20 protein-coding genes and 1 tRNA gene are annotated in these 20,425 nt (G+C 45.0%); 10 read left to right on the top strand and 11 right to left on the bottom strand.

The window, feature by feature from the left end:
• The first annotated feature begins 479 nt into the window (after positions 1 to 479).
• From ltrA to Q8W40_RS24795, 4 genes are all read left to right on the top strand, one after another.
• Positions 480 to 2,132 carry a group II intron reverse transcriptase/maturase gene (gene ltrA, locus Q8W40_RS24810; protein ID WP_305401074.1) on the top strand — a complete coding sequence of 551 codons (1,653 nt, stop codon included), beginning with the start codon at positions 480 to 482 and terminating at the stop codon, positions 2,130 to 2,132.
• Between the two features lie 72 nt (positions 2,133 to 2,204).
• The gene (locus tag Q8W40_RS24805; protein WP_305401073.1) at positions 2,205 to 2,429 is read left to right on the top strand and encodes a DUF2188 domain-containing protein; all 225 of its coding nucleotides are present in this window, start codon (positions 2,205 to 2,207) and stop codon (positions 2,427 to 2,429) included.
• Between the two features lie 3 nt (positions 2,430 to 2,432).
• A complete protein-coding gene (locus Q8W40_RS24800; RefSeq protein ID WP_305401072.1) occupies positions 2,433 to 2,660 on the top strand; it encodes a hypothetical protein in 228 nt (75 codons plus the stop codon).
• Between the two features lie 320 nt (positions 2,661 to 2,980).
• Positions 2,981 to 4,438 (top strand): PDC sensor domain-containing protein, encoded by a 1,458-nt coding sequence (locus tag Q8W40_RS24795; RefSeq protein ID WP_305401070.1) that lies wholly within the window; start codon positions 2,981 to 2,983, stop codon positions 4,436 to 4,438.
• A 139-nt stretch (positions 4,439 to 4,577) separates the two neighbouring features.
• Here the strand turns inward: Q8W40_RS24795 and epmB are convergent, their stop codons facing one another.
• The gene (gene epmB, locus Q8W40_RS24790; protein WP_305401069.1) at positions 4,578 to 5,600 is read right to left on the bottom strand and encodes an EF-P beta-lysylation protein EpmB; all 1,023 of its coding nucleotides are present in this window, start codon (positions 5,598 to 5,600) and stop codon (positions 4,578 to 4,580) included.
• 32 nt (positions 5,601 to 5,632) lie between these two features.
• On the opposite strand from epmB, the gene efp reads away from it, so the two are divergent.
• The 3 genes from efp (at position 5,633) to Q8W40_RS24775 (ending at position 7,809) form a co-directional block, all read left to right on the top strand.
• Positions 5,633 to 6,199, top strand: coding sequence for an elongation factor P (gene efp / locus Q8W40_RS24785; protein WP_305401067.1), 567 nt, complete (start codon positions 5,633 to 5,635; stop codon positions 6,197 to 6,199).
• 170 nt (positions 6,200 to 6,369) lie between these two features.
• A complete protein-coding gene (locus tag Q8W40_RS24780) occupies positions 6,370 to 6,942 on the top strand; it encodes a hypothetical protein (protein ID WP_305401065.1) in 573 nt (190 codons plus the stop codon).
• Positions 6,943 to 7,128: 186 nt separating this feature from the next.
• Positions 7,129 to 7,809 (top strand): nitroreductase family protein, encoded by a 681-nt coding sequence (locus tag Q8W40_RS24775; protein ID WP_305401063.1) that lies wholly within the window; start codon positions 7,129 to 7,131, stop codon positions 7,807 to 7,809.
• Positions 7,810 to 7,842: 33 nt separating this feature from the next.
• Here Q8W40_RS24775 and Q8W40_RS24770 read toward each other — a convergent pair whose 3' ends face one another.
• From Q8W40_RS24770 to frdA, 5 genes are all read right to left on the bottom strand, one after another.
• Positions 7,843 to 8,823: a hypothetical protein gene (locus Q8W40_RS24770; protein ID WP_305401061.1), complete on the bottom strand. Its 981-nt coding sequence runs from the start codon at positions 8,821 to 8,823 to the stop codon at positions 7,843 to 7,845.
• 354 nt (positions 8,824 to 9,177) lie between these two features.
• A complete protein-coding gene (frdD, locus tag Q8W40_RS24765) occupies positions 9,178 to 9,555 on the bottom strand; it encodes a fumarate reductase subunit FrdD (RefSeq protein ID WP_101111236.1) in 378 nt (125 codons plus the stop codon).
• Positions 9,556 to 9,565: 10 nt separating this feature from the next.
• A complete protein-coding gene (gene frdC, locus Q8W40_RS24760; RefSeq protein WP_305401060.1) occupies positions 9,566 to 9,949 on the bottom strand; it encodes a fumarate reductase subunit FrdC in 384 nt (127 codons plus the stop codon).
• 2 nt (positions 9,950 to 9,951) lie between these two features.
• Positions 9,952 to 10,707 (bottom strand): succinate dehydrogenase/fumarate reductase iron-sulfur subunit, encoded by a 756-nt coding sequence (locus Q8W40_RS24755; RefSeq protein ID WP_101111265.1) that lies wholly within the window; start codon positions 10,705 to 10,707, stop codon positions 9,952 to 9,954.
• The gene (frdA, locus tag Q8W40_RS24750; RefSeq protein ID WP_305401059.1) at positions 10,707 to 12,512 is read right to left on the bottom strand and encodes a fumarate reductase (quinol) flavoprotein subunit; all 1,806 of its coding nucleotides are present in this window, start codon (positions 12,510 to 12,512) and stop codon (positions 10,707 to 10,709) included. The genes Q8W40_RS24755 and frdA overlap by 1 nt, the downstream gene beginning before the upstream one ends.
• Before the next feature lie 321 nt (positions 12,513 to 12,833).
• Here frdA and epmA point away from each other — a divergent pair, with 321 nt between their 5' ends.
• Complete coding sequence (gene epmA / locus Q8W40_RS24745; RefSeq protein WP_305401058.1) at positions 12,834 to 13,808, top strand: elongation factor P--(R)-beta-lysine ligase; 975 nt, start codon at positions 12,834 to 12,836, stop codon at positions 13,806 to 13,808.
• Positions 13,809 to 14,142: 334 nt separating this feature from the next.
• Here epmA and Q8W40_RS24740 read toward each other — a convergent pair whose 3' ends face one another.
• The 5 genes from Q8W40_RS24740 to rsgA all read right to left on the bottom strand — a co-directional run bounded on the left by Q8W40_RS24740 (position 14,143) and on the right by rsgA (position 19,481).
• Positions 14,143 to 15,030, bottom strand: a complete 888-nt coding sequence (locus Q8W40_RS24740) for a DMT family transporter (RefSeq protein ID WP_305401057.1) — start codon at positions 15,028 to 15,030, stop codon at positions 14,143 to 14,145.
• A 65-nt stretch (positions 15,031 to 15,095) separates the two neighbouring features.
• Positions 15,096 to 15,809, bottom strand: coding sequence for a glycerophosphodiester phosphodiesterase (locus Q8W40_RS24735; RefSeq protein WP_305401056.1), 714 nt, complete (start codon positions 15,807 to 15,809; stop codon positions 15,096 to 15,098).
• 17 nt (positions 15,810 to 15,826) lie between these two features.
• Entirely contained in the window at positions 15,827 to 17,242 is a 1,416-nt protein-coding gene (locus Q8W40_RS24730; RefSeq protein ID WP_305401054.1) for an SLC13 family permease, read from the bottom strand.
• Positions 17,243 to 17,424: 182 nt separating this feature from the next.
• Positions 17,425 to 18,291 (bottom strand): archaetidylserine decarboxylase, encoded by an 867-nt coding sequence (gene asd / locus Q8W40_RS24725; protein ID WP_305401053.1) that lies wholly within the window; start codon positions 18,289 to 18,291, stop codon positions 17,425 to 17,427.
• Between the two features lie 134 nt (positions 18,292 to 18,425).
• Positions 18,426 to 19,481, bottom strand: coding sequence for a small ribosomal subunit biogenesis GTPase RsgA (gene rsgA, locus Q8W40_RS24720; RefSeq protein WP_305401052.1), 1,056 nt, complete (start codon positions 19,479 to 19,481; stop codon positions 18,426 to 18,428).
• Between the two features lie 80 nt (positions 19,482 to 19,561).
• Here rsgA and orn point away from each other — a divergent pair, with 80 nt between their 5' ends.
• A complete protein-coding gene (gene orn, locus Q8W40_RS24715; protein WP_305401051.1) occupies positions 19,562 to 20,107 on the top strand; it encodes an oligoribonuclease in 546 nt (181 codons plus the stop codon).
• A 242-nt stretch (positions 20,108 to 20,349) separates the two neighbouring features.
• Positions 20,350 to 20,425 (top strand) — tRNA-Gly (locus Q8W40_RS24710).

Here is a 20,425-nt window from a genome sequence, read left to right as displayed (position 1 = left end):
TATATGGCCGGTTATCTCTTTTACATCTGGGGATACGCTGACTCATGCGCCATCGGTGGATAGGTAGAGCCTAAGTAACCCGTGTAATGAAAACGGAACTCGGAAACCCCGTATCTTTGCCCCTATGGGGCAGGCACCTCGTAAGAGGCGCTGTTGAGGATACGGGTACAGGAGAGCAGAAAAAGCGAAAGCCTGCTTGTAATGAGTAGGATAGAAAGCCAACGTGCTTTCACCGGAAACGGAGCCCACGTCTGCTTGGTCTTTAATTGTGTGAAAATCAGTAAAGCCGTTAAGTTTTACGGTAATTGAAACTGTCAGAGTCCAATTGTGGACGTTACCTTTCCTATTTGAGGATTTCGGGTACTGACAGCAACAAACTCAAGCCTCATAGGGTAAATCTGTGCCCTATAGGGCACAGATGCGCCTTGTGTTGTTTGATTAACTTATCGTTAATGGAGGAAAGCAAGGTGCATACTTCAATGCAAATTGACGTATCTGCATTCTCCCACCAGACACAGCAGTGGCACAGCATCGACTGGTCACTAATGTATCGTAAGGTGAGAGGGCTACAGGTACGGATCGCAAAGGCAACGAAAAAATCTGACTGTCGACAAGTCAAACGACTGCAACGCATGTTAACTCGTTCGTTTGCTGCCAAGGTGATAGCCATTCGGCGTGTCACCGAAAACAGAGGGAAAAACACTCCGGGTGTTGACGGAGAAATTTGGAACACTCCGGTTTTGAAGTGGGGAGCCATAGATCAGCTGACGCGTAAAGGTTATAAGCCTAGACCGTTAAGGCGAGTCTATATTCCTAAAGCTAATGGCAAGCATAGACCGCTGGGAATACCAACCATGCGTGATAGAGCAATGCAGGCACTATACCTGTTAGCTCTTGAACCCATATCGGAAATCACGGCGGATCGAAACAGCTATGGCTTTCGCCCGAATCGCTCTTGTGCTGATGCGATCGAACAATGTTTCGTGAACCTCAGCCGTAAGGCTAGTGCCCGTTGGGTACTGGAGGGTGATATCAAAGGGTGTTTTGACTTTATCAGCCATGATTGGCTTATCGCCAATATTCCTTTGGATAAGGCGATACTCAAGAAGTGGCTGAAAGCCGGATTCATGGAATCTGGGAAGTTTAACTCGACGGAGTCGGGTACACCGCAAGGTGGGATTATCTCACCTGTACTCGCTAATATGGCCTTAGACGGACTGGAAATGGTGCTCGAATCCCACTTCGGGAAGAAGAACACGAAAGCCAGTTACAAAACTAAGGTTAATTATGTGCGTTATGCAGATGACTTTATCATCACTGGGATCTCGAAAGAGCTACTAGAAGATAAGGTCTTACCAATAGTTGAAGCCTTTATGGCAGAACGGGGATTGCAATTGTCAGCAGAAAAAACGCTGATCACGCACATAGACGACGGGTTAGATTTTCTCGGTCAGAATTTGCGTAAATACGACGGTAAGATGTTAATTAAGCCGTCAAAGAAAAACGTGAAGAACTTTCTGCGCGGTATACGAGATTATCTCAACAGCCATAAAACGGTGCCAGCTTCAGCGGTGATAGCGAAGTTGAATCCGATGATCAGAGGGTGGTGTAACTACCATCGCTGGGTATGTGCGAGTGAGACATTCAAGTATATCGATTACAGGATCTGGAAAATGTTGTGGCAGTGGTGCCGCCGAATACATTTGAATCGCCGTAAGCGCTGGATTAAAGACAAATACTTTAAAACAGTGGGTGATAGAAACTGGGTATTCAGCGCACCAAAACTGAAAGGGGAAGATGGACACTACCGCTTGCTGAGTGCAGCGAGAGTGAAAGTCGATAAACATGTGAAAATTCGGGCAACAGCGAATTGTTATCTACCGGAGGACGAGCAATATTTTGAGCGTCTGAAAATGCAAAGATTGAAGAAGTCTTTGGCGGGTAACTGGAAGCTATGGAAGATTGTCGAGAGACAAGACTACAAATGCGCGGTGTGTCACCAGCAGTTTCACTCTGAGGACGAATGGGATATTCATCATATCGTCAGAAGAGTGGATGGGGGCACGGACATTAGCTCGAATTTGATGATGTTGCATGTTAATTGCCATAGACAGCTACATAACATGGCCTGAATAATTGAAAAGTAGTTGATTGTTTTATACTCTATATTTTGCTATCAGTTTCATATTGGTGAGAGTTAAAATATGGGAAAAAATCAACATGTAGTTCAGAATGACGACGGAAGTTGGGGAGTCCAAGGGGAGGGCAACTCTAAACTTACTTCTAAACACGGTACTCAACAAGAAGCTTTTGAAGCGGCTAGAGATATCGCAAAGAACCAGCAAAGTGAAGTATTAATTCACGGGGCTGATGGTAAGATTAGAGATAAACACTCTTATGGTAACGATCCTCATCCGCCGAAAGGATAGTCTATGAGATTCATAGAAGGTCACGACTACAGTGTATATCGTCAGAGTCAATTGATAGGAAATATAATTGGAGATGAATTCATTCGTTCGTCAACAAATCAATTATTGTACCGTATCGATGGTGAAGAAATATACACGGTGGGGGTTAGTAGCCAATATGTCGGTGAAATGGATGGCCTTACTGGTCGAGATACATCCGGTAATGCAATATTTCATTTAGAGTTGGACTAGTTACTGGCTCACTTCGGGTGGTGAGCTTATAAAGGCTTGAGCCGTATGCGGGGAAACTCGCACGTACGGTTCTTAGGGGGCGGTGGCGCAGCAATGCGTCGCTGCTACCCGACAGCCTCCTCCTCTCGGATTATAAGAGCCTCGCATTGTGCGGGGCTTTTTTATATCTTAAACATTCAATTATTTTATCGATTTTATATAATTTAGATAAACGCTCTATAGGTGGAGTGAGTTTCGTTAATCTAAGCTGAAAATTCACTTTATGTCGCATATTGTTCTGGTATGTTAGAGGCATAAAAATAAGTAGCTAGGTTAATGCTGTGAGCCATCATCACAACTTTCCAATTAAACGTTCTTTACTGGGCGTAACGGCTTTGTACGGTCTTTTTCTGCTTCTTCTTGTTGTGGACGCACTCAATGAAGCGACGGAAGAATTTAAAGCAGAAAAAAAGCATGTGGCTATGGCGTTAAAAGACATGTCGAACACATTAAGAGCGGTGGAGCATGAGATGACGGTGCTGTCGCAGTTTAATGTCTCTGATTCTCCCCCTCACTTACATACCGTTGTGGAAGGCAAAACGTGCTCTTTCGAAGGGCTAGGTGAGGGACGTTCTACCATTCATTCGGATTTTATCATCACTGGTGTTGTCGACATGTGTGATGCGCGTACCTCACTATACCAAGACGCGCATTTTTGGGTGCCGAGTGCTCACGTCATGTCTTATTTAGTGAACTCCCGCGAAGCAATTTCTTCCATCTACTTTATTTCCAAAGACAAATACATCATTTCATCGCCTTCTAAGCTGGCGCGAAATATCACGAGCAGTACTTTTGATGATGCACTCAAACATCGACCTTTTTGGCGAAACACTTTGCAGTATGGGCTTGCCAATAATCGTCGTGATATCACCTTTACAGGCGAATACCGCGATCTCTTTACCGGAAAGTCGGTGGTCACTTTAAGTGCTGCAGTGTATCGAGATGGAGAGTTGGCGGGCGTGTTGGCAATGGATGTTCTAGCGAGCCAGATTAAGCGCAGTTTAGGGAAGGAGTACCTTATCCTTCCCTATCCAGGCGACAACCAAACGGGTCTTCTTACTTACAAAAAGTCTGGTGAAATCAGTGATGCTTCTCAAAATACGCGTTTGCATTTGAGTATCGACCAACATTGGCAACAGCATTTGTATCAGTTGTGGCAATACAAACACTATTGGCTGGTAACATGGTTTGTTTCTTATCTGTTTGTCGTTACGTTATTGATCAATAAGAATTGGTCTTTGATTCAATCTTATGAAGATAAACTGATGCACCTCGATGATGAAACTGGGCTATTGAATCTCAAAGGGTTAGAGGCAAAACTTTTAGGGCTTAAGGAAAGACCTTTTCTTTGCATTGCGGCGTACACCGTAAAAGATACAGATTGCCTATCTGAAGTGGCAAAGCAACAAATTAAATCGCATGTACAAGTCGTTCTTAAGGAGAGGCTTCGTTCGTTCGACATTTTCGCTTCATCTGGAGATGGAGATTGGGTTCTGATTTTGCCTTGTGAATCGATAGAATTAGGTTCACAGCTTATCAATCAACTAGAAGCAGAAGTGCGTTTAACACCTTATCGATTACCTGAAGGTGTAACCCAAGACTGTTTGCTCGAAGGGCATTTTGAATTAATACCTGTTCATAAATATGATGGGTATCTTCACCTTTGGCGCAGTGTAAGAGCTCGGTTTATTGCTCAAGACGCTGAGCCCAAAGAGATCATTCAAGCTGTTAGTCGTTAGCGACCAGTTGTAAGCCACCAGTGCATCGTCTTTACAAAAACGATTTTTTGTTTCCTATCGCGTCTGCCTATCCTTTGGTAGACGTTCGGAGTCAACTTATTCGAAGCAGTCACCTCAAGGGGCTGGGAATATCTGGGGGTTATTCCAAATGTAAATCCAGTGGCGTTTTGCTTTTTCTACCGCCGATCTCGCGCGCTAACTTGGGTACTAAATACCCTGATACTTCCTCAATTACTTCGGCCATTAGCGCTTTAGCTTGCTTATCCGAAACGTAGAAGTGCGCCGCGCCTTGAACTTTATCCAGAACATGGATGTAGTAAGGCAATACACCGGAGGCAAACAGAGCTTCACTGAGCTTTATAAGTGCCTCTGAAGAATCGTTAACCCCACGCAGCAACACACTCTGGTTCAATAACGTCACGCCAGCTTGTTTGAGCTTGGCAAGGTAAGCTGAAAGTTCACCATCGATCTCATTAGCGTGATTAATGTGTGTCACCATCACGACATTCAAACGACTCCCCCTAAGTAAGTAACACAGCTCATCGGTAATACGAGAAGGAATGACGACAGGGAGCCGAGAGTGAATTCTTAGCGTTCTCACGTGCTCTATTGCTTCGATACGTGAGACCAGCCATTCCAACTCGCTGTCCTTCGCCATAAGAGGATCGCCACCAGAAAGAATGACTTCATTGATCTCTGGGCGCTCGGCAATGTACGCCAAATTCTGCTCCCAAACCGACTTAGAGCCTTTGTTGTCTTGATAAGGGAAGTGACGGCGAAAACAGTAACGGCAGTTGATGGCGCAGCCACCCTTGACGATCATCAATACTCGAGATTTGTATTTATGCAGCAACCCCGGCTGGTCGTTATCTTGCTCTTCCAGAGGGTCGGCCGAATAGCCTTTATGAACGTCAAACTCTTCCATTAAGGGCAAAACTTGCTTGAGTAAAGGATCGTTAGGGTTGCCCTTTTCCATTCGATTGACAAAGCTTTGTGGCACGCGCATCGCAAACAGTTCGCGTGCGGCTAGCCCTTTTTGCCAAGGGGTAGGGTCTATTTCCACCGCTTGCAACAACTTGTAGGGATCGGAGATCGCATTCGCTAATTGTTTGAGCCAGTTTTGCTCAACAGAAACAGCTTTTCGGGTTATGATGTGCGGCATTAAATTGAACTCGAAGATGGTAAGAGGAAAAAATGGCTACTGTTAGCACGAATGAATTTAAAGGCGGTCTTAAAATTATGCTTGATAATGAGCCGTGTGTCATTCTCGAAAACGAGTATGTTAAGCCGGGTAAAGGTCAAGCATTCAACCGCGTAAAAATCCGTAAGCTGCTTTCCGGTAAAGTTCTAGAAAAGACGTTTAAGTCTGGCGACACTGTTGAAGTTGCAGACGTAATGGACATCGATCTGGACTACCTATACAACGACGGTGAGTTTTACCACTTCATGAACAGCGAGTCATTTGAGCAAATCGCAGCGGATCTGAAAGCGGTGGGTGACAACGCTAAGTGGTTGGTAGAAAACGACACTTGTATGATTACGCTTTGGAACGGTAACCCAATTGCAGTAACACCACCAAACTTTGTAGAGCTTGAAGTGACTGAAACAGATCCTGGTCTGAAAGGTGATACTCAAGGTACAGGTGGTAAGCCAGCAACACTGATAACAGGTGCGGTTGTTCGTGTACCTCTGTTCATCGCTATCGGCGAAGTTATTAAGGTTGATACGCGTAACGGCGAGTACGTTGGTCGTGTAAAATAACGATAACCTGATACAAACCGTTACGAAACCGCTCCTATGTGAGCGGTTTTTTTATAATTTAAGTAATATATTTATTAAATAAACTTAAGTTTATATGAATTAACATCACTCTTCCTTATGATTCTCCTCTCTTAATTGGAATTAAAATCACATTTATAATGAGTGCAATAATGAACAGATATGGACTACTAACGGCTTTGGCTATTTCAAGCATCAGCTTTTCTAGCTCGGCACAGAATGTAACGGATGCATTTTCGGTGACGAATGGAGAGCCAGCAGCACAAAACTGTCAGCTATCTGATATTGGTTCTTCATTTTTCGATCCTGAAAGTGGTCGTTTATGGGCATGTGGCAATCAAGGCTGGGTTTTCTTTGAATCACAAATGCCAAACAAATATGCATGTTTAGATGTGAAAAAGATAAATGCCCCAGAGTGGAAAAAAGCTCGTGCGTACAAACAAGGTACCTTAGTAACAAGTGAGGGTCGAACTTATAAAGCAGCTAAGGACATAGGTAAGTGGAGAAACTATACCTTCCCTAAGAATGCGCAGCAGAATTGGATCCCCTACGCAGGTAAGAATAATCCTGTAACTCGTTGGAATGCTGACATAATGTATAAAAAAGGAAGTCGAGTTGTATATATGGGGATCGAATACAAAGCAATTCGCTGGGTATCATCAAATCGACCTGGCGAACACGCAAACTGGGAATATATTGGTCCATTCAGCTGCCCTAAAAGCTAATTCAAACCCGTTAAAAATGCGCCTTAGTGGCGCATTTTTTGTCTCAACTCCTAGAGTACGTTCTTGTTTCATTGTGGCAAAAGTTGAATAACGCTCTCAGTCTCACATCATCATAAATACAAAGCACGCTTCTGCCTTTTATTTGTCGCTATAGTAACCCGATAAATAAAAAAGCAAGGAAGCCGTATGTCTGAAGAATCTCAATTGCCGCTGGATGACTTTATCGAATACCCAGTGGAAGAAATGTCGAAACGCGCGAATCAAAACTACAATCTCATCAAGCGACGCCACTCTATTCGTCAGTTCTCCGATCGTTCAGTCCCCAAGTCCATTATTGAAAGCTGCATTAAAGCGGCGGGAACAGCGCCAAGTGGAGCGAATCATCAACCTTGGCACTTTGTCGCGATCAATAGCGCAGACGTGAAAGCTCAAATTCGTCAAGCGGCAGAAGAGCTCGAACAGTCTTTTTATCAAGGAAGAGCAGGGCAAGAATGGCTTGATGCGCTTAAACCGCTAGGGACTAATGCCAGCAAGCCTTATCTAGAAAAAGCACCGTGGCTAATTGCTGTATTTTCTCAAAAGCGTGGGGGGATGGAGAACGACGAAAATCAAACCAACTACTATGTGCATGAGTCGGTTGGTATTGCGACAGGTTTTTTACTGCAAGCCTTGCATAACGCAGGGTTGGGTACGCTTACTCACACACCAAAACCCATGAGTTTCCTGAGTAAAATATGCGGACGAGATAATAGCAACGACCGTCCATACATGTTGATCGTAATTGGCTATCCTGAGGAAGGCGCTACCATTCCTCAACACGCCACCTATAAGAAACCACTCGATGAAATAGCGACATTCATGGAATAAGAGACGCCCTTGTTAATCTAGAGCGTCATTGGATTACTTGTTTGAGAAGAAGTACGTATTTAAGTAATCATTCAAGGGCTTAAACGCTGGGTTCGCCCATGTTAAGTACATATTTGGGCCATCTGACGGATAGAGCCCAGATGCAATGTCGCCTTTATTGATAAAAGGGGAGCCTTGGCTGCCAATAAGCTCACCACCGCCTGCATTTCGAGTTGAATCTACTTTGTATTCGTACAATAGCCCGAGTAAAACACCGGCATTTAAGTTGCTGTGTGTTTTCTCATGCAATGGATTGACGGTGCCTCCAGCGTGGATGGTTCCGTCTTTCTTGCAAGGTGTTGGAGTACCAAAAGCACGATCAGCGTTGAGTTGTCCGTTCCCATGCAGGCACTCATTGAGGTGGAGTGCCTCAAAACTTTGTTGTTTTGCTGTTTGTTTGTAGATGTTCAACTTGTTTTTAAAATCTTGGTAGGCATCGTTGAGCTCACTGCCCACCAAAGTATGGCTGTTTCCATCCACATAATAGTCAAACATCTGCATGAGTTTTTGGTAAGCCGTAAGTCGCAACGTTTCATCTTCACCATTCTGGGTATAAATCCACTCTATTGCGTGTACTTGCTGGGTAGCGGATGCCAATGCGACGGCAAACGGATCTTGATCGGATGCGCTTGTTGGATTGCTTGCCAAAAGACCTACAACAATAGTCTTATTATTGAATTGGTTATGAACATCTTGGTTCGACCAATGGACAAAATTTTCAGCTTGATCAACGACTCGTTGATGTTGTTCTTTCGTGACCGTTGGGTCGATAGCTAATACATAAATACCCTTCTTAAAATCGCAGTTAGGGATATCTGCGACCGTTTGGCAGTGCTCAATCTTAGAGTAAACATGAACGGTAGTTTTGGTGAGCGCTGGCTGACCCAATTCATGATTAACGGTATTAGGATCAATTTGGCAGCCAGAGAGCATCCAAGTACATATTACAGTCAGAAAAACAGATGGTTTGAACATTACACTTACTATTTAAAATGAAGCGAGTTGTGCTTCGGTTCCAATGAGAACCAGAACCTCTTATCCCGAGAACGGGCTATTTCGGCCATGGTTAATGTGTCAAAGCTCTGGCAATCACCAGTCTTTATTTATGCTCTTCCATGATTTCTTATTGGGCTCAATTTGCTGGTGGTGAAAACTGGATGTATCCATGTCCAACAATAAGCGATAGATGGCTTTAAGCGATAAGCGGCGGGATTATAGTGAGTAAGTGAGTAAATTTATAGAGTGAAAATTGTACATATTTGTAAGCAAGGTGATAGAAACTTCTGCTGTAGGAAAAGAAAGGGAGCTAACCTCCCTTTCTTTTTCAGCTTAAATCATAAAGATAAATACAATAGAAAGTGCCGTTATAAGACCAGAAAATGCATAGCACGCAATTTTCCCAACAACACCAGTATGGAATTTCAAATCGTGCATTCCGTGGTGAATTCGATGCATCGCATGCCACATAGGTAAAGAAAGCGTACCAATGATGAATAGAGCACCAATGAGTGAGGTCGCAAACTCAGAAACACGCTCGTAACTGAGAGCTTGTACATCGATAATCCCCAGTGGAACCAACACGCCGAGGATTAAGATAGTAATTGGGGTAATCATGGCAAACCACGTTCCCCCTGCACCAAATAGCCCCCACCAAATCGGTTCGTCGGAGCGTTGAGGCGTTTTGTTTACTGAATAATTAGGTTTCATTTTATGCTCCTTACACCACGATGAGTACAACCAGAGAAATCACCGCCACTGCCGCCCATTGGCTTATTACAATGAGTTTCTTCTCAATGAGTTTTCCTTTCAAACGAATAGGCATCACTTGTGGCATCATGCTGAAAAACGTCTGAGCGTGAAGCAGGCTACCTGCCAGAGCAACGACGTTTATGGCAACAACAATCGGGTTTGCCATGAAGGCTAGCCAGCTTTGCCAAGCTTCTGGTCCTTTCACTAAGGCACCCAAACCAAAAGTGAGGAATAAAGTAAAAAGCACCAACGGAAGTACTGTTGCCTCACGAAGCATATAGAATCGGTAGAAGGGATGGTCTTTCCACCACGTACGCTTGATTTCACGAACGTAAGGTTTGCGGTTACTCATGGTTATGCCTCCTTTACCTGTTCATCTTGTGGCTTCAGCATGGCGATAACAAAATCCATAGACGATGCTACTTTGCCTTGGTTTACCGCTGCTGCTGGGTCGACATTTTTAGGGCAAACATCGGAACAGTAGCCCACAAAGGTACATCCCCACGCGCCATTCTGACCATTTATCAAGCCCATACGCTCTGCTTTACCGTGATCGCGGCTGTCGAGGTTGTAGCGATGCGCCAGTGTTAATGCTGCAGGCCCCATGAATTCTGGGTTAAGACCAAATTGAGGGCAGGCCGCGTAGCAGAGCCCGCAATTGATGCAGCCAGCAAACTGCTTATACTTTGCCATTTGCTCTGGGGTTTGGATGTTTGTTCCATCTTCCGGCTTACGATCGTTACCGATAATGTAGGGTTTGATGGCTTCGAGACGCTCGATGAATGGGGTCATATCCACGATTAGATCTTTTTCGATAGGGAAATTTGCCAAAGGCTCGATTTTCACACCGTCGGGGTAATCTCGTAGGAAGCTTTTACAAGCCAGTTTGGGCACCCCATTGACCATGATCCCACATGAGCCACAAATCGCCATTCGACATGACCAACGGTAAGACAACTCTTTGTCCAAATGATCTTTCACGTAGCCTAAAGCATCGAGTACCGACATGGTTTCATCGAATGGGACGTCAAATGTCTGGAAGTGAGGCTCTGCGTCTTTTTCAGGGTCATAACGCAGAATGTCGACTTTTTGAATACGAGTGGCTGACATCATGCTTTCTCCTCTGCGGATTTGGCGGCTTCAGCGGCAGCGGCTTTTTCTGCGGCTTCTCCGTATAAACGTGCCTTAGGCTGTGACTTGGTGATTCTTACTTCGCTGTAATCGATGGTGGGTGCAGCATCGGGCTGATAAAAAGCAAGTGAATGCTTCAAGAACTGCTTGTCATCTCTATCGGTATAGCCATCATCTAAACGTTGATGAGCCCCACGGGATTCTTTGCGCAATATGGCTGAATGCACCATGGTTTCCGCAACTTCTAACCCATAGCCGACCTCAATGGCATACAACAAATCCGTATTGAATACCTTTCCTTTATCTTTAATGCTGATGCGCTTATATCGCGCTTTGAGCTCGGTGATTTTTTCAATGGTGGCTTGCATCAGATCTTCTTGACGATAAATACCGCAACCCGCTTCCATGGTATGACCCATTTCTGTGCGAATATCCGCCCAGTTTTCATCACCTTCTTGATTCAGCAATGCTTGAATTCGAGCTTCTACATCCTGGATTTGAGAAGCGATAGCGTCGTCGTTCCACCCAGTGAATTCTTCGGTATGCTTCGCGGCGTTTTCACCTGCGACTCGTCCGAAGACCACAAATTCAGCCAGAGAGTTGGAACCCAGCCTGTTCGCGCCGTGCAACCCAACCGATGCGCATTCACCGACGGCAAATAAACCTTTAATGCGAGTTTCACAACCTTTATCCGTTTCTATACCACCCATGGTGTAATGCACTGTTGGTCTAATTGGAATAGGTTCTTTGGCTGGGTCGACATTTACGTACGCTTTGGCCAGTTCGCAAATGAAAGGCAAGCGCTCATGCAGATACTCTTCTCCAAGGTGGCGAAGATCGAGGTGAACCACATCACCCAAAGGATGTTTAATGGTGTTGCCTTTTTGTTGCTCGTGCCAGAAAGCTTGGGAAACTTTATCTCTTGGACCTAGCTCCATGTATTTGTTTTTGGGTTGACCAACAGGCGTTTCCGGCCCCATGCCGTAATCTTGCAAATATCGGTAGCCGTTTTTATTGACGATAATACCGCCTTCACCACGGCAACCCTCGGTCATTAAAATACCGGTTCCCGGTAATCCTGTTGGATGGTATTGCACAAATTCCATATCGCGGAGTGGTACACCGTGGCGGTATGCCATCGCCATTCCATCGCCAGTCACAATGCCGCCATTGGTATTGCAGTGATAAACGCGTCCAGCTCCCCCCGTTGCGAGAACCACGGATTTGGCTTTGATGACAACGAGTTCACCCTCTGACATGTGAATGGCAATCACCCCCTGAATTTCACCGTCGTTGACCAGCAAGTCGACCACAAAATACTCATCAAACCGATGAATGTTGGAGTATTTTATCGAGGTTTGGAACAGGGTGTGAAGCATGTGAAAGCCCGTTTTATCTGCCGCAAACCAGGTGCGCTCCACTTTCATGCCACCAAATCGGCGAACGTTCACTTCGCCGTTTTCTTTGCGGCTCCAAGGGCAGCCCCATTGTTCCATTTGAATCATTTCGCGAGTGGCGTTTTCTACGAAGTATTCCACCACATCTTGTTCACACAACCAGTCTCCACCACCAACGGTATCGTTGAAGTGGTTGTCGAGGCTGTCCTCATCTTTGATAACGGCTGCGGATCCCCCTTCTGCAGCAACGGTATGAGAGCGCATGGGGTAGACTTTAGAAATAAGAGCGATGTCTAATTCTGGGTTTGCTTCAGCAGCAGCGATTGCAGTGCGAAGACCAGCGCCGCCAGCGCCGATGACTGCGATATCTGTGGTTATAGTCTGCACAGTTACCTCCGGTTAGTAACGACAAATGCAAAAACGACAGCGCACGTTTAGCGAGCCGTCCCTGCCGGATTCTGTTGAATCCATTAATCCTAAAAAACCTTGATTCCTGTAGGTATATTAAAAGAGCTCAAATACGGAAAAATTGATTCATTTAGGTTTTTGCTTCGGTAATGCAAACAAGAGCATAAAATTTCTAAAATGTGTGATTTTAGTCACTGACGTCCAATGTGAACAATAATAGTGGTGGAAGAAGAATCGCCGCTGGAAGAGAAAGAGGAGCACGGCTAAAATAAGGCGCTTAAACACCCAAAGAGAGATTGTATGTCCATCATTAACTGGCAACCGACCGCTGATATTACGCAGTTGAAGCAACGCGCGGAATTGATTGGAAAGATACGTGCGTTTTTTCAACGCAACGATGTATTGGAAGTCGATACTCCCGCGATGAGCCACGCTACGGTAACGGATATTCACCTACATACCTTCCAAACCCAATTTGTGGGACCAGACTATGCTGACGGGCGTTCTCTCTATTTAATGACCAGCCCTGAGTTTCACATGAAACGTCTGCTTGCCGCAGGCAGTGGCTCGATCTATCAGATTTGTAAGTCGTTTCGAAATGAAGAAAACGGGCGATTTCACAATCCCGAATTTACTATGTTGGAGTGGTATCGAATTGGATTTAATCATCATGATTTGATGGATGAAATGGATGAGCTACTTCAACTTACCCTTGCTTGCGAGAAAGCGGATCGCATGACCTATCAAAATGCTTTTTTGTCGGTGTTAGGGGTGTGCCCACTGGAAGATTCCATGGACATCTTAAAGCGAGCAGCAGGCGAATTGGGCTTAAGCGATATTGCGCAATCAGAAGAAGACAGAGACACGTTATTACAGCTGTTGTTTAGTGTTGGCGTTGAAAACAAGATAGGGCAGGATGCCCCTGTATTTGTGTATGATTTTCCTGCCTCCCAAGCAGCACTAGCAAAAATCAATCAACAAGACCCGAGAGTAGCGGATCGATTTGAAGTCTATTTCAAGGGGATTGAACTCGCGAATGGGTTCCATGAACTGGATAACCCCTCCGAGCAGTTATCGCGATTTGAACAAGACAATCAGCAGCGAATCGGCATGGGTTTGAGCGAGCAGCCCATTGATTATCATCTAATCGAGGCCTTAAAAGCAGGGTTGCCACAGTGTGCTGGTGTTGCGCTGGGGATCGACCGTTTGGTTATGTTAGCACTGGGCGAAGAGCATATTGATCGCGTCACAGCGTTTTCGTTTCCAAGAGCTTGAGTTCGGCTAGAGAGAGCACGAATTGCGGCTGGGCGAGTACAAATAAACAAAAACCACCTAAGCGGTGGTTTTTGTTTATCACAATGTATTTGGCATCAACAATTCGATAAGCAGCACTTACGTTGAAACAAGTATCTTAACTTGTTGATGCAGTAATGTTTCTCGAAGTAGGAAGCTTCGATACCTCATCACCAAAGGTATTTAGGATTCAAGGTCGGGATTGAGTCGTACTCTCGTTCCACAGACTTAGACAATATATCCCTAAAATATTTTTAATGCAAATGGTTCTCAATAGCGTTTGATTTTTTTGTTTTATTTTTAGCTAGAGGACCCGTTAAGTAACAAGAATCCCCGTCCCTATTACCGCTAAGATTGCGCCTATCCAGGCATAGGGGTTTGGGCGTTGTCGTGTGTAAATCCACAGCAAAGGCAATACCATGATTGGTGTGGTTGAAGAGAGTAATGCGACCATGCCGACATTGCCGTCTCGCAGGGCATAAAGAATCAGTGTCATACCAACCGCCATTGCTAAAAAACCATTAATGGCGCATATCCAAAGGATGCGTAAATTGATGGGTTTAATCGGGCGAGACAGTTTGGCTCCGGTCATTCTAAAAGCACAATGCGCAAGAAATGCGGTAATCATCCGAATGGCTGACGCAGCAACGGGGTCGATGTTGCCCTGCATGACGGGTTTTGCAATGACCCCACCTAAAGCCTGACAAATCGCTGCGAGCAATCCTAACGCGAGCCCAATGGCGACACTGCCTTGTATTACTTCCCACTCGTGCTGACCTTGTTTTTTCTTTCCAAAGAAAATGGCGGCCATTACACCGGAAAATACCAGTACCGATCCGAATAGTTCAGTTCCGCTTAATGTTTCGCTGAATATCCAGTACCCCAGAATGGCTGAAAACACGGCATGGCAAGAAAAAAGCAAGCCTGCTTGTCTAGGTCCCATACGGTTCATACACGCGAACAGAGCGGTATCCCCAATGAATATTCCCACTAGCCCAGACAGCGCCATAGGTAAAATGTGTTCACTGGTGATGGTTGCCCAACCACCGGTAAATAGCGCCATAATAATGAGAATGATGGAAGTACAACCCATCCGCCACCGGCTGTAGGAAAAGGAACCTAAATGTCTCGCGGGTGTAACAGATATAATGCTGGAAATTGCCCAGAGAAAAGCGGCTGCTAAAGCAAGCCATTCGTATGACATCGCGTTTGAAAATCAGGTGGTTATAAAAAACTCACTATGCCTGAATTACTGGGCAACAACTAGCTTTATTTCCAGTGAAATTTTTGGGGTTGTGGGAAGTGTTCTATTGCTTTATTTGGGCAATCACAGAATACGCCATCTACTCCGATTTCACTCAGCCATTGCCAGTCTTCAAGTTGATTAACGGTATAAACATAAACAGAAAGTCCACGTTGTTTCGCGTCTTTGACATAGTTTTCATCCATCACATCAAGGCTAATGTTTATCGATACTGCGTTCAGGTTTTCAGCAAACTCAGCTTTATCGAGACCCTTTGAGCTAGTTAAAGCGCCAATGAGCACGCTTGGTTTAGTTCGCTGTATTTCGGCAAGCCAGTCATGGTTAAAAGAAGAAACAATTAACTGGTGATTCGAGAATTGGAACTGCTCCGTTGCGAGATCGATATGATAATAGAGTAAAGACAGATCCGAGATCCCCTTGAGCTCAATATTCAAAGCACATTGACCTTTTACAAGAGCGAGCACCTGCTTTAATGTTGGGATCCCCTCGCCATTGCCCGCATCAAGTTTGCTTAATGCATCACGGTCAAACCACTTGAGTAACCCTATGCCATTAGTCGTCCGATTAAGCCATTTGTCGTGGATAACCCATAGTTCACCATCGTGTTCGTGGATATCCAGCTCTATCGCAGATGCACCACCATCAAGGGCTGATTGAAAAGCAGACAAGGTGTTTTCAGGGTGGGTCGCTCGTGCACCACGATGGGCAATGATGATCATGTTTGGGCTCCGTCAGATCAGTAAAATATCCACATCGCAGAGTATACGATTCCAAGCCCAATTATGCCCATGATAACGCCAGTTTTTGCCATATCTTTGCTGTCTATTAGCCCTGTGGAGTACGCTAGAGAATTCGGTGGAGTGGAAACGGGCAAAATCATGCCTAAGGATGCCGAAAAAGCCACAACGACGAGCAGTGATTGCAAACCCCCAATACTTGCCAGTGAAGGCATCGATGCTCCAATCGCAGCAGCAATGGGCATCAAAAGGTTAGCGGTCGCGGTGTTCGACATAAAGTTGGCCATCAGCCAGCACACGACAGACAGTGTGAGTACGACGGCAATTGGCGATAGCGATTCATAATCGATAGCATGAGCCAGAGCGCTGGCTAACCCCGTTTTGTCCAGCCCGATACCAATCGCTATGCCACCTGCAACCAGCCATAACACGTCCCAATTGATTTGCTTGAGCTCTGCTTTTCCCATAATTCCGGTGAGGGTGAATACCGTGAGCGGAATGATGGAAACCACATACGTATTCATGCCGTGAAATTTCGTCGTCATCCACAACACAATGGTGAGTGCAAAGGTTATGTAAACTGTAATGGCTCGCCAACCTCGCTTAAAAGTGCCACTGAGTTTGAGTGTCATACTTTTTTGAGAGGCAGGAAAAAGCTTTTGCAGAAGTAGCCAAGCGATGGTCAGTTGAATAAAGACAAATGGCAGCCCCATCATCATCCAAGATAGAAAATCAATACTGTGCTCACCAGTTAGATACTGTAAAGCGATAGCGTTGGGTGGTGTACCTATTGGTGTGGCAATACCTCCCGTATTTGCGGCAATAGGAATGCAAAGCACCAAGGCTTTGATGCCTGTGTCTCCTTTTGGAGCTGAAGCCACAATCGGACCAAGTAGGGCAAGCATCATTACTGTCGTTGCGGTGTTCGACATAAACATGGAAAACACGGCGGTTATCAGCATAAGACCTAACATGATGAATCTAGGCTGGTGGCCAAAGGGTTTCAGGAGGACTCGGGCTAAATTGTTGTCTAGATCGTATTTTGCGGCGGCAATCGCTAGAGCAAATCCCCCCATAAACAAAATGATAATGGGTGAAGAGAACGCACTAAAAATATCGGTATACGTGAGAAGTTCCCCTAGCTCATGATGTTCGGGGGCGATTCGAAATGGATGTAACCCTTTATCTGAAATCATCACGAGTTGAAGTGCAATGATGAGGATTGACGTTGCGAAAACAGGGACAGGCTCCAAAACCCAAAGCAATGCCGCAAGCAAGAATATCGTGAGTAAACGATGCTGGACCAACGTGAGATTATCGATAGGAATGGAATCGGTAGGAACAAGAAGGACAATAACGGGAATAGCGAAACTGAAAGCGAGTTTAAACCAGACCGAGGAGTTGCTTTTTACCATAATCTATCTCGTTGAAGCCTTAACCTAGAGGCAGAATAAATTAAGATTCGGTGGCGTACTTAGATCGTATCGGTAATTTGGAAAGGTGCGCGTGGCTATTGAATAGAAGTTTGTTTTTTATCAAAAAAGGCAGGTTTTAACCTGCCTTCATCGGGGTATCTTTATTTGAGTATACGGTGCAGTTAGTCTTTCGATTGATGCGCGTAAGGTGTACCCATCATCGTTAGAGCGTTTAGCTTCATACTGTCATCGAACTTGATGCTGTCTTTCGCGAATAGGTTGATAACGGTTGAGCCAAGCTTAAAGCGACCCATTTCCTCACCCTTTTTCAGTACAACAGATTTATTGCCTTCTGCTGGGTAATCCCAAGTGTAAACAGTGTTACCACGAGGTGGAGTGACAGTGCCCGCCCATATCAGCTCTATGCTGCCAACAATGGTTGCGCCAACCAACACTTGTGCCATCGGACCAAATTCAGTATCGAAGATACAAACAACACGTTCGTTGCGAGCGAATAAGTTAGGAACGTTTTCCGCTGTTAATGGGTTTACTGAAAACAAATCGCCTGGCACATAAATCATTTTACGCAGTGTGCCGTCACAAGGCATATGTACCCTGTGGTAGTCACGCGGAGATAGATAAAGCGTTGCAAATTCGCCATCAACAAACTCTTTAGCTAAGGCTTCACTGCCACCTAGCAACTCTTGCGCCGAATAGTTGTGACCTTTTGCTTGAATAAGCTGACCATCTTCAATTGGACCGAATTGGCTTACACAGGCATCGGCTGGGTGCGAAATGACGGAATCACCTTCCGCAAGAGGGCGAGCCCCTTCTTTTAGCTCACGTACGAAAAACTCGTTGAAAGTTTTGAAATAAGCAGGGTCCGAATGCAAAGCTTCGTCCATGTTGACGTTGTATTGCTTGATAAACCAACGAATTACGGCTGTGGTTAGGCTGCCTGCTTTTGCGCTCGCCAGTTTACCGACAAGGCGCGTTAATCCATGTTGTGGAATCCAGTACTGGAGACTCACTTTAATTTTATCTAACACAATTGATTCCAATTTGTTCTACAAGTCGGCGCGAGATGTTACTGAATCTCACTTCTGTTGTCAGCTTCTTTACAATAAGGGTTTACGATTTGCCACAAATTTGTGGCAAATATCGCCAAGTGGGAGTCTTATGATTACAAATCGGCTTTTTTATTGCGTGAGTACTGCCTGTTGGCTTTGTTCTCGCCCATGCTCTCAATAATGCGGTGGTAGTTTTCAAAACGAACACTGCTGATCTCTCCGCGTTCGACCGCTTCACGAATAATACATCCAGGGTCATCATTGTGTTTACAATCGCGAAATTTACAGCCACCTAAGAACGGTCGAAATTCGACAAAAGCTTCCGTAACCTCTTCTGCTTCTAAGTGCCAAAGACCAAATTCACGGACTCCAGGAGAGTCGATAAGGTCGCCCCCTTTAGGGAAGTGGTACAGTCTCGCGGTGGTCGTTGTGTGTTGCCCCAATCCCGAGTTTTCCGAAACGGCGCCTTCTTCAGCATCAACTTCTGGCATTAATGCGTTGACTAAGCTGGATTTTCCGACACCAGATTGTCCCACAAAGATGTTAATTCTATCTTTAAGTTCGACTTGCAGTTCTTCAATCCCTTCTCCGGATTCCTTACTGACCAACAGAACTTTGTAGCCAATTTTCTCGTATGCCGTTAACCATTCGCTGTAGGTTTCGCGCTGCGCGCTGTCAAGCAAGTCGATTTTATTCAAGACGATTAAAGGTTCAATATTCAATGTCTCGGAAGCAACAAGGTAGCGGTCAATAATATTAAGAGAAAGTTCAGGTAATACAGAGGATACGATCACCATTTGGTCTATGTTCGCTGCGACAGGTTTTAAGCCGTCATAGTAGTCAGGACGGGTCAAAATAGAGGTTCTCGGCTCGACGGCTTCAACCACACCCGCGATGCCTGCCATAGATTCATGACCAGATCGCCAGATAACTTTGTCTCCAGAGACTAAACTTTCAATACCACGTCTGAGATTGCAGCGGTGAACGTTTCCAGATTCACTGTCTTCAATGTCGGCGTGTTGACCAAAACGAGTGATGACCAGCCCTGACTTGGCTGATCCCAACATAGACTCTTCCCATTGGATGGTTTCTTCTTGGGTCAATCGCTTTTTTTGGTTATGACGAACGCGTCGTACTTGACCTTTTGTGAGCTTTTTCTTTTTTGCCACGGATTATCAACTTCTTTGGTTGGAATTCCAAAATAGGTGGGTATGATACCTCTTTTATCAACAAAATAGGCAATTCATCTATGTCGTTCAGCGATCAAAACTTAATTTGGATCGATCTCGAGATGACAGGGTTAGACCCTGAAACCCATAAGATCATTGAAATCGCTACCATTGTTACCGATAGTGAGCTCAATATTCTCGCTGAAGGACCCGTTCTCGCTATTCATCAACCTGAAGAAGAGCTTGCGAAAATGGATGAATGGTGCACAACCACTCATACAGGCAGTGGTTTAGTGGCTCGCGTTAAACAGAGCACAGTGACAGAGCAGCAAGCCATCGATCAAACCATTGAGTTCTTAAAACAATGGGTACCTGCTGGTAAATCACCAATCTGCGGTAACAGTGTTGGTCAGGATCGTCGTTTTCTTTATGAATTCATGCCAGAGCTTGAAGCATACTTCCACTACCGCTATATCGATGTCAGTACCATTAAGGAGCTGACACGTCGTTGGCAGCCAGAGGTGCTAACACAATTTTCCAAAACAGGTAGTCACCTTGCTTTGGATGATATTCGTGAGTCCATCGCTGAACTTCAGTTTTATCGCAAGCAAGTATTTAGCATATAAGTACTTCCCAATTCTTCCCGTATTGTCTTTCCAAGGTGCTGGAGAATACGGGTATCTATGAATTTTGAGTCTTTTAGAATCAACCTTAATGATTGAATTGATTAAGGGATGAACGAATATGGTGGCTTTTGTTTCTTTTTTCATCAAACTGACAATTTTTTTGATTTTTTTGAATGTAGGGCTTGCATCAAAAGAAAATGCTCTTATAATTCGCAGCCCTAAACGACGGAAACGTTGTGAATGCGACACTAGCTCAGCTGGTAGAGCGCAACCTTGCCAAGGTTGAGGTCACGAGTTCGAACCTCGTGTGTCGCTCCA

Origin of the sequence: Vibrio penaeicida, from assembly GCF_030689305.1 — a bacterium.
Lineage (GTDB): Bacteria > Pseudomonadota > Gammaproteobacteria > Enterobacterales > Vibrionaceae > Vibrio > Vibrio penaeicida_B.
This window is presented reverse-complemented; position numbering and strand designations above follow the sequence as displayed.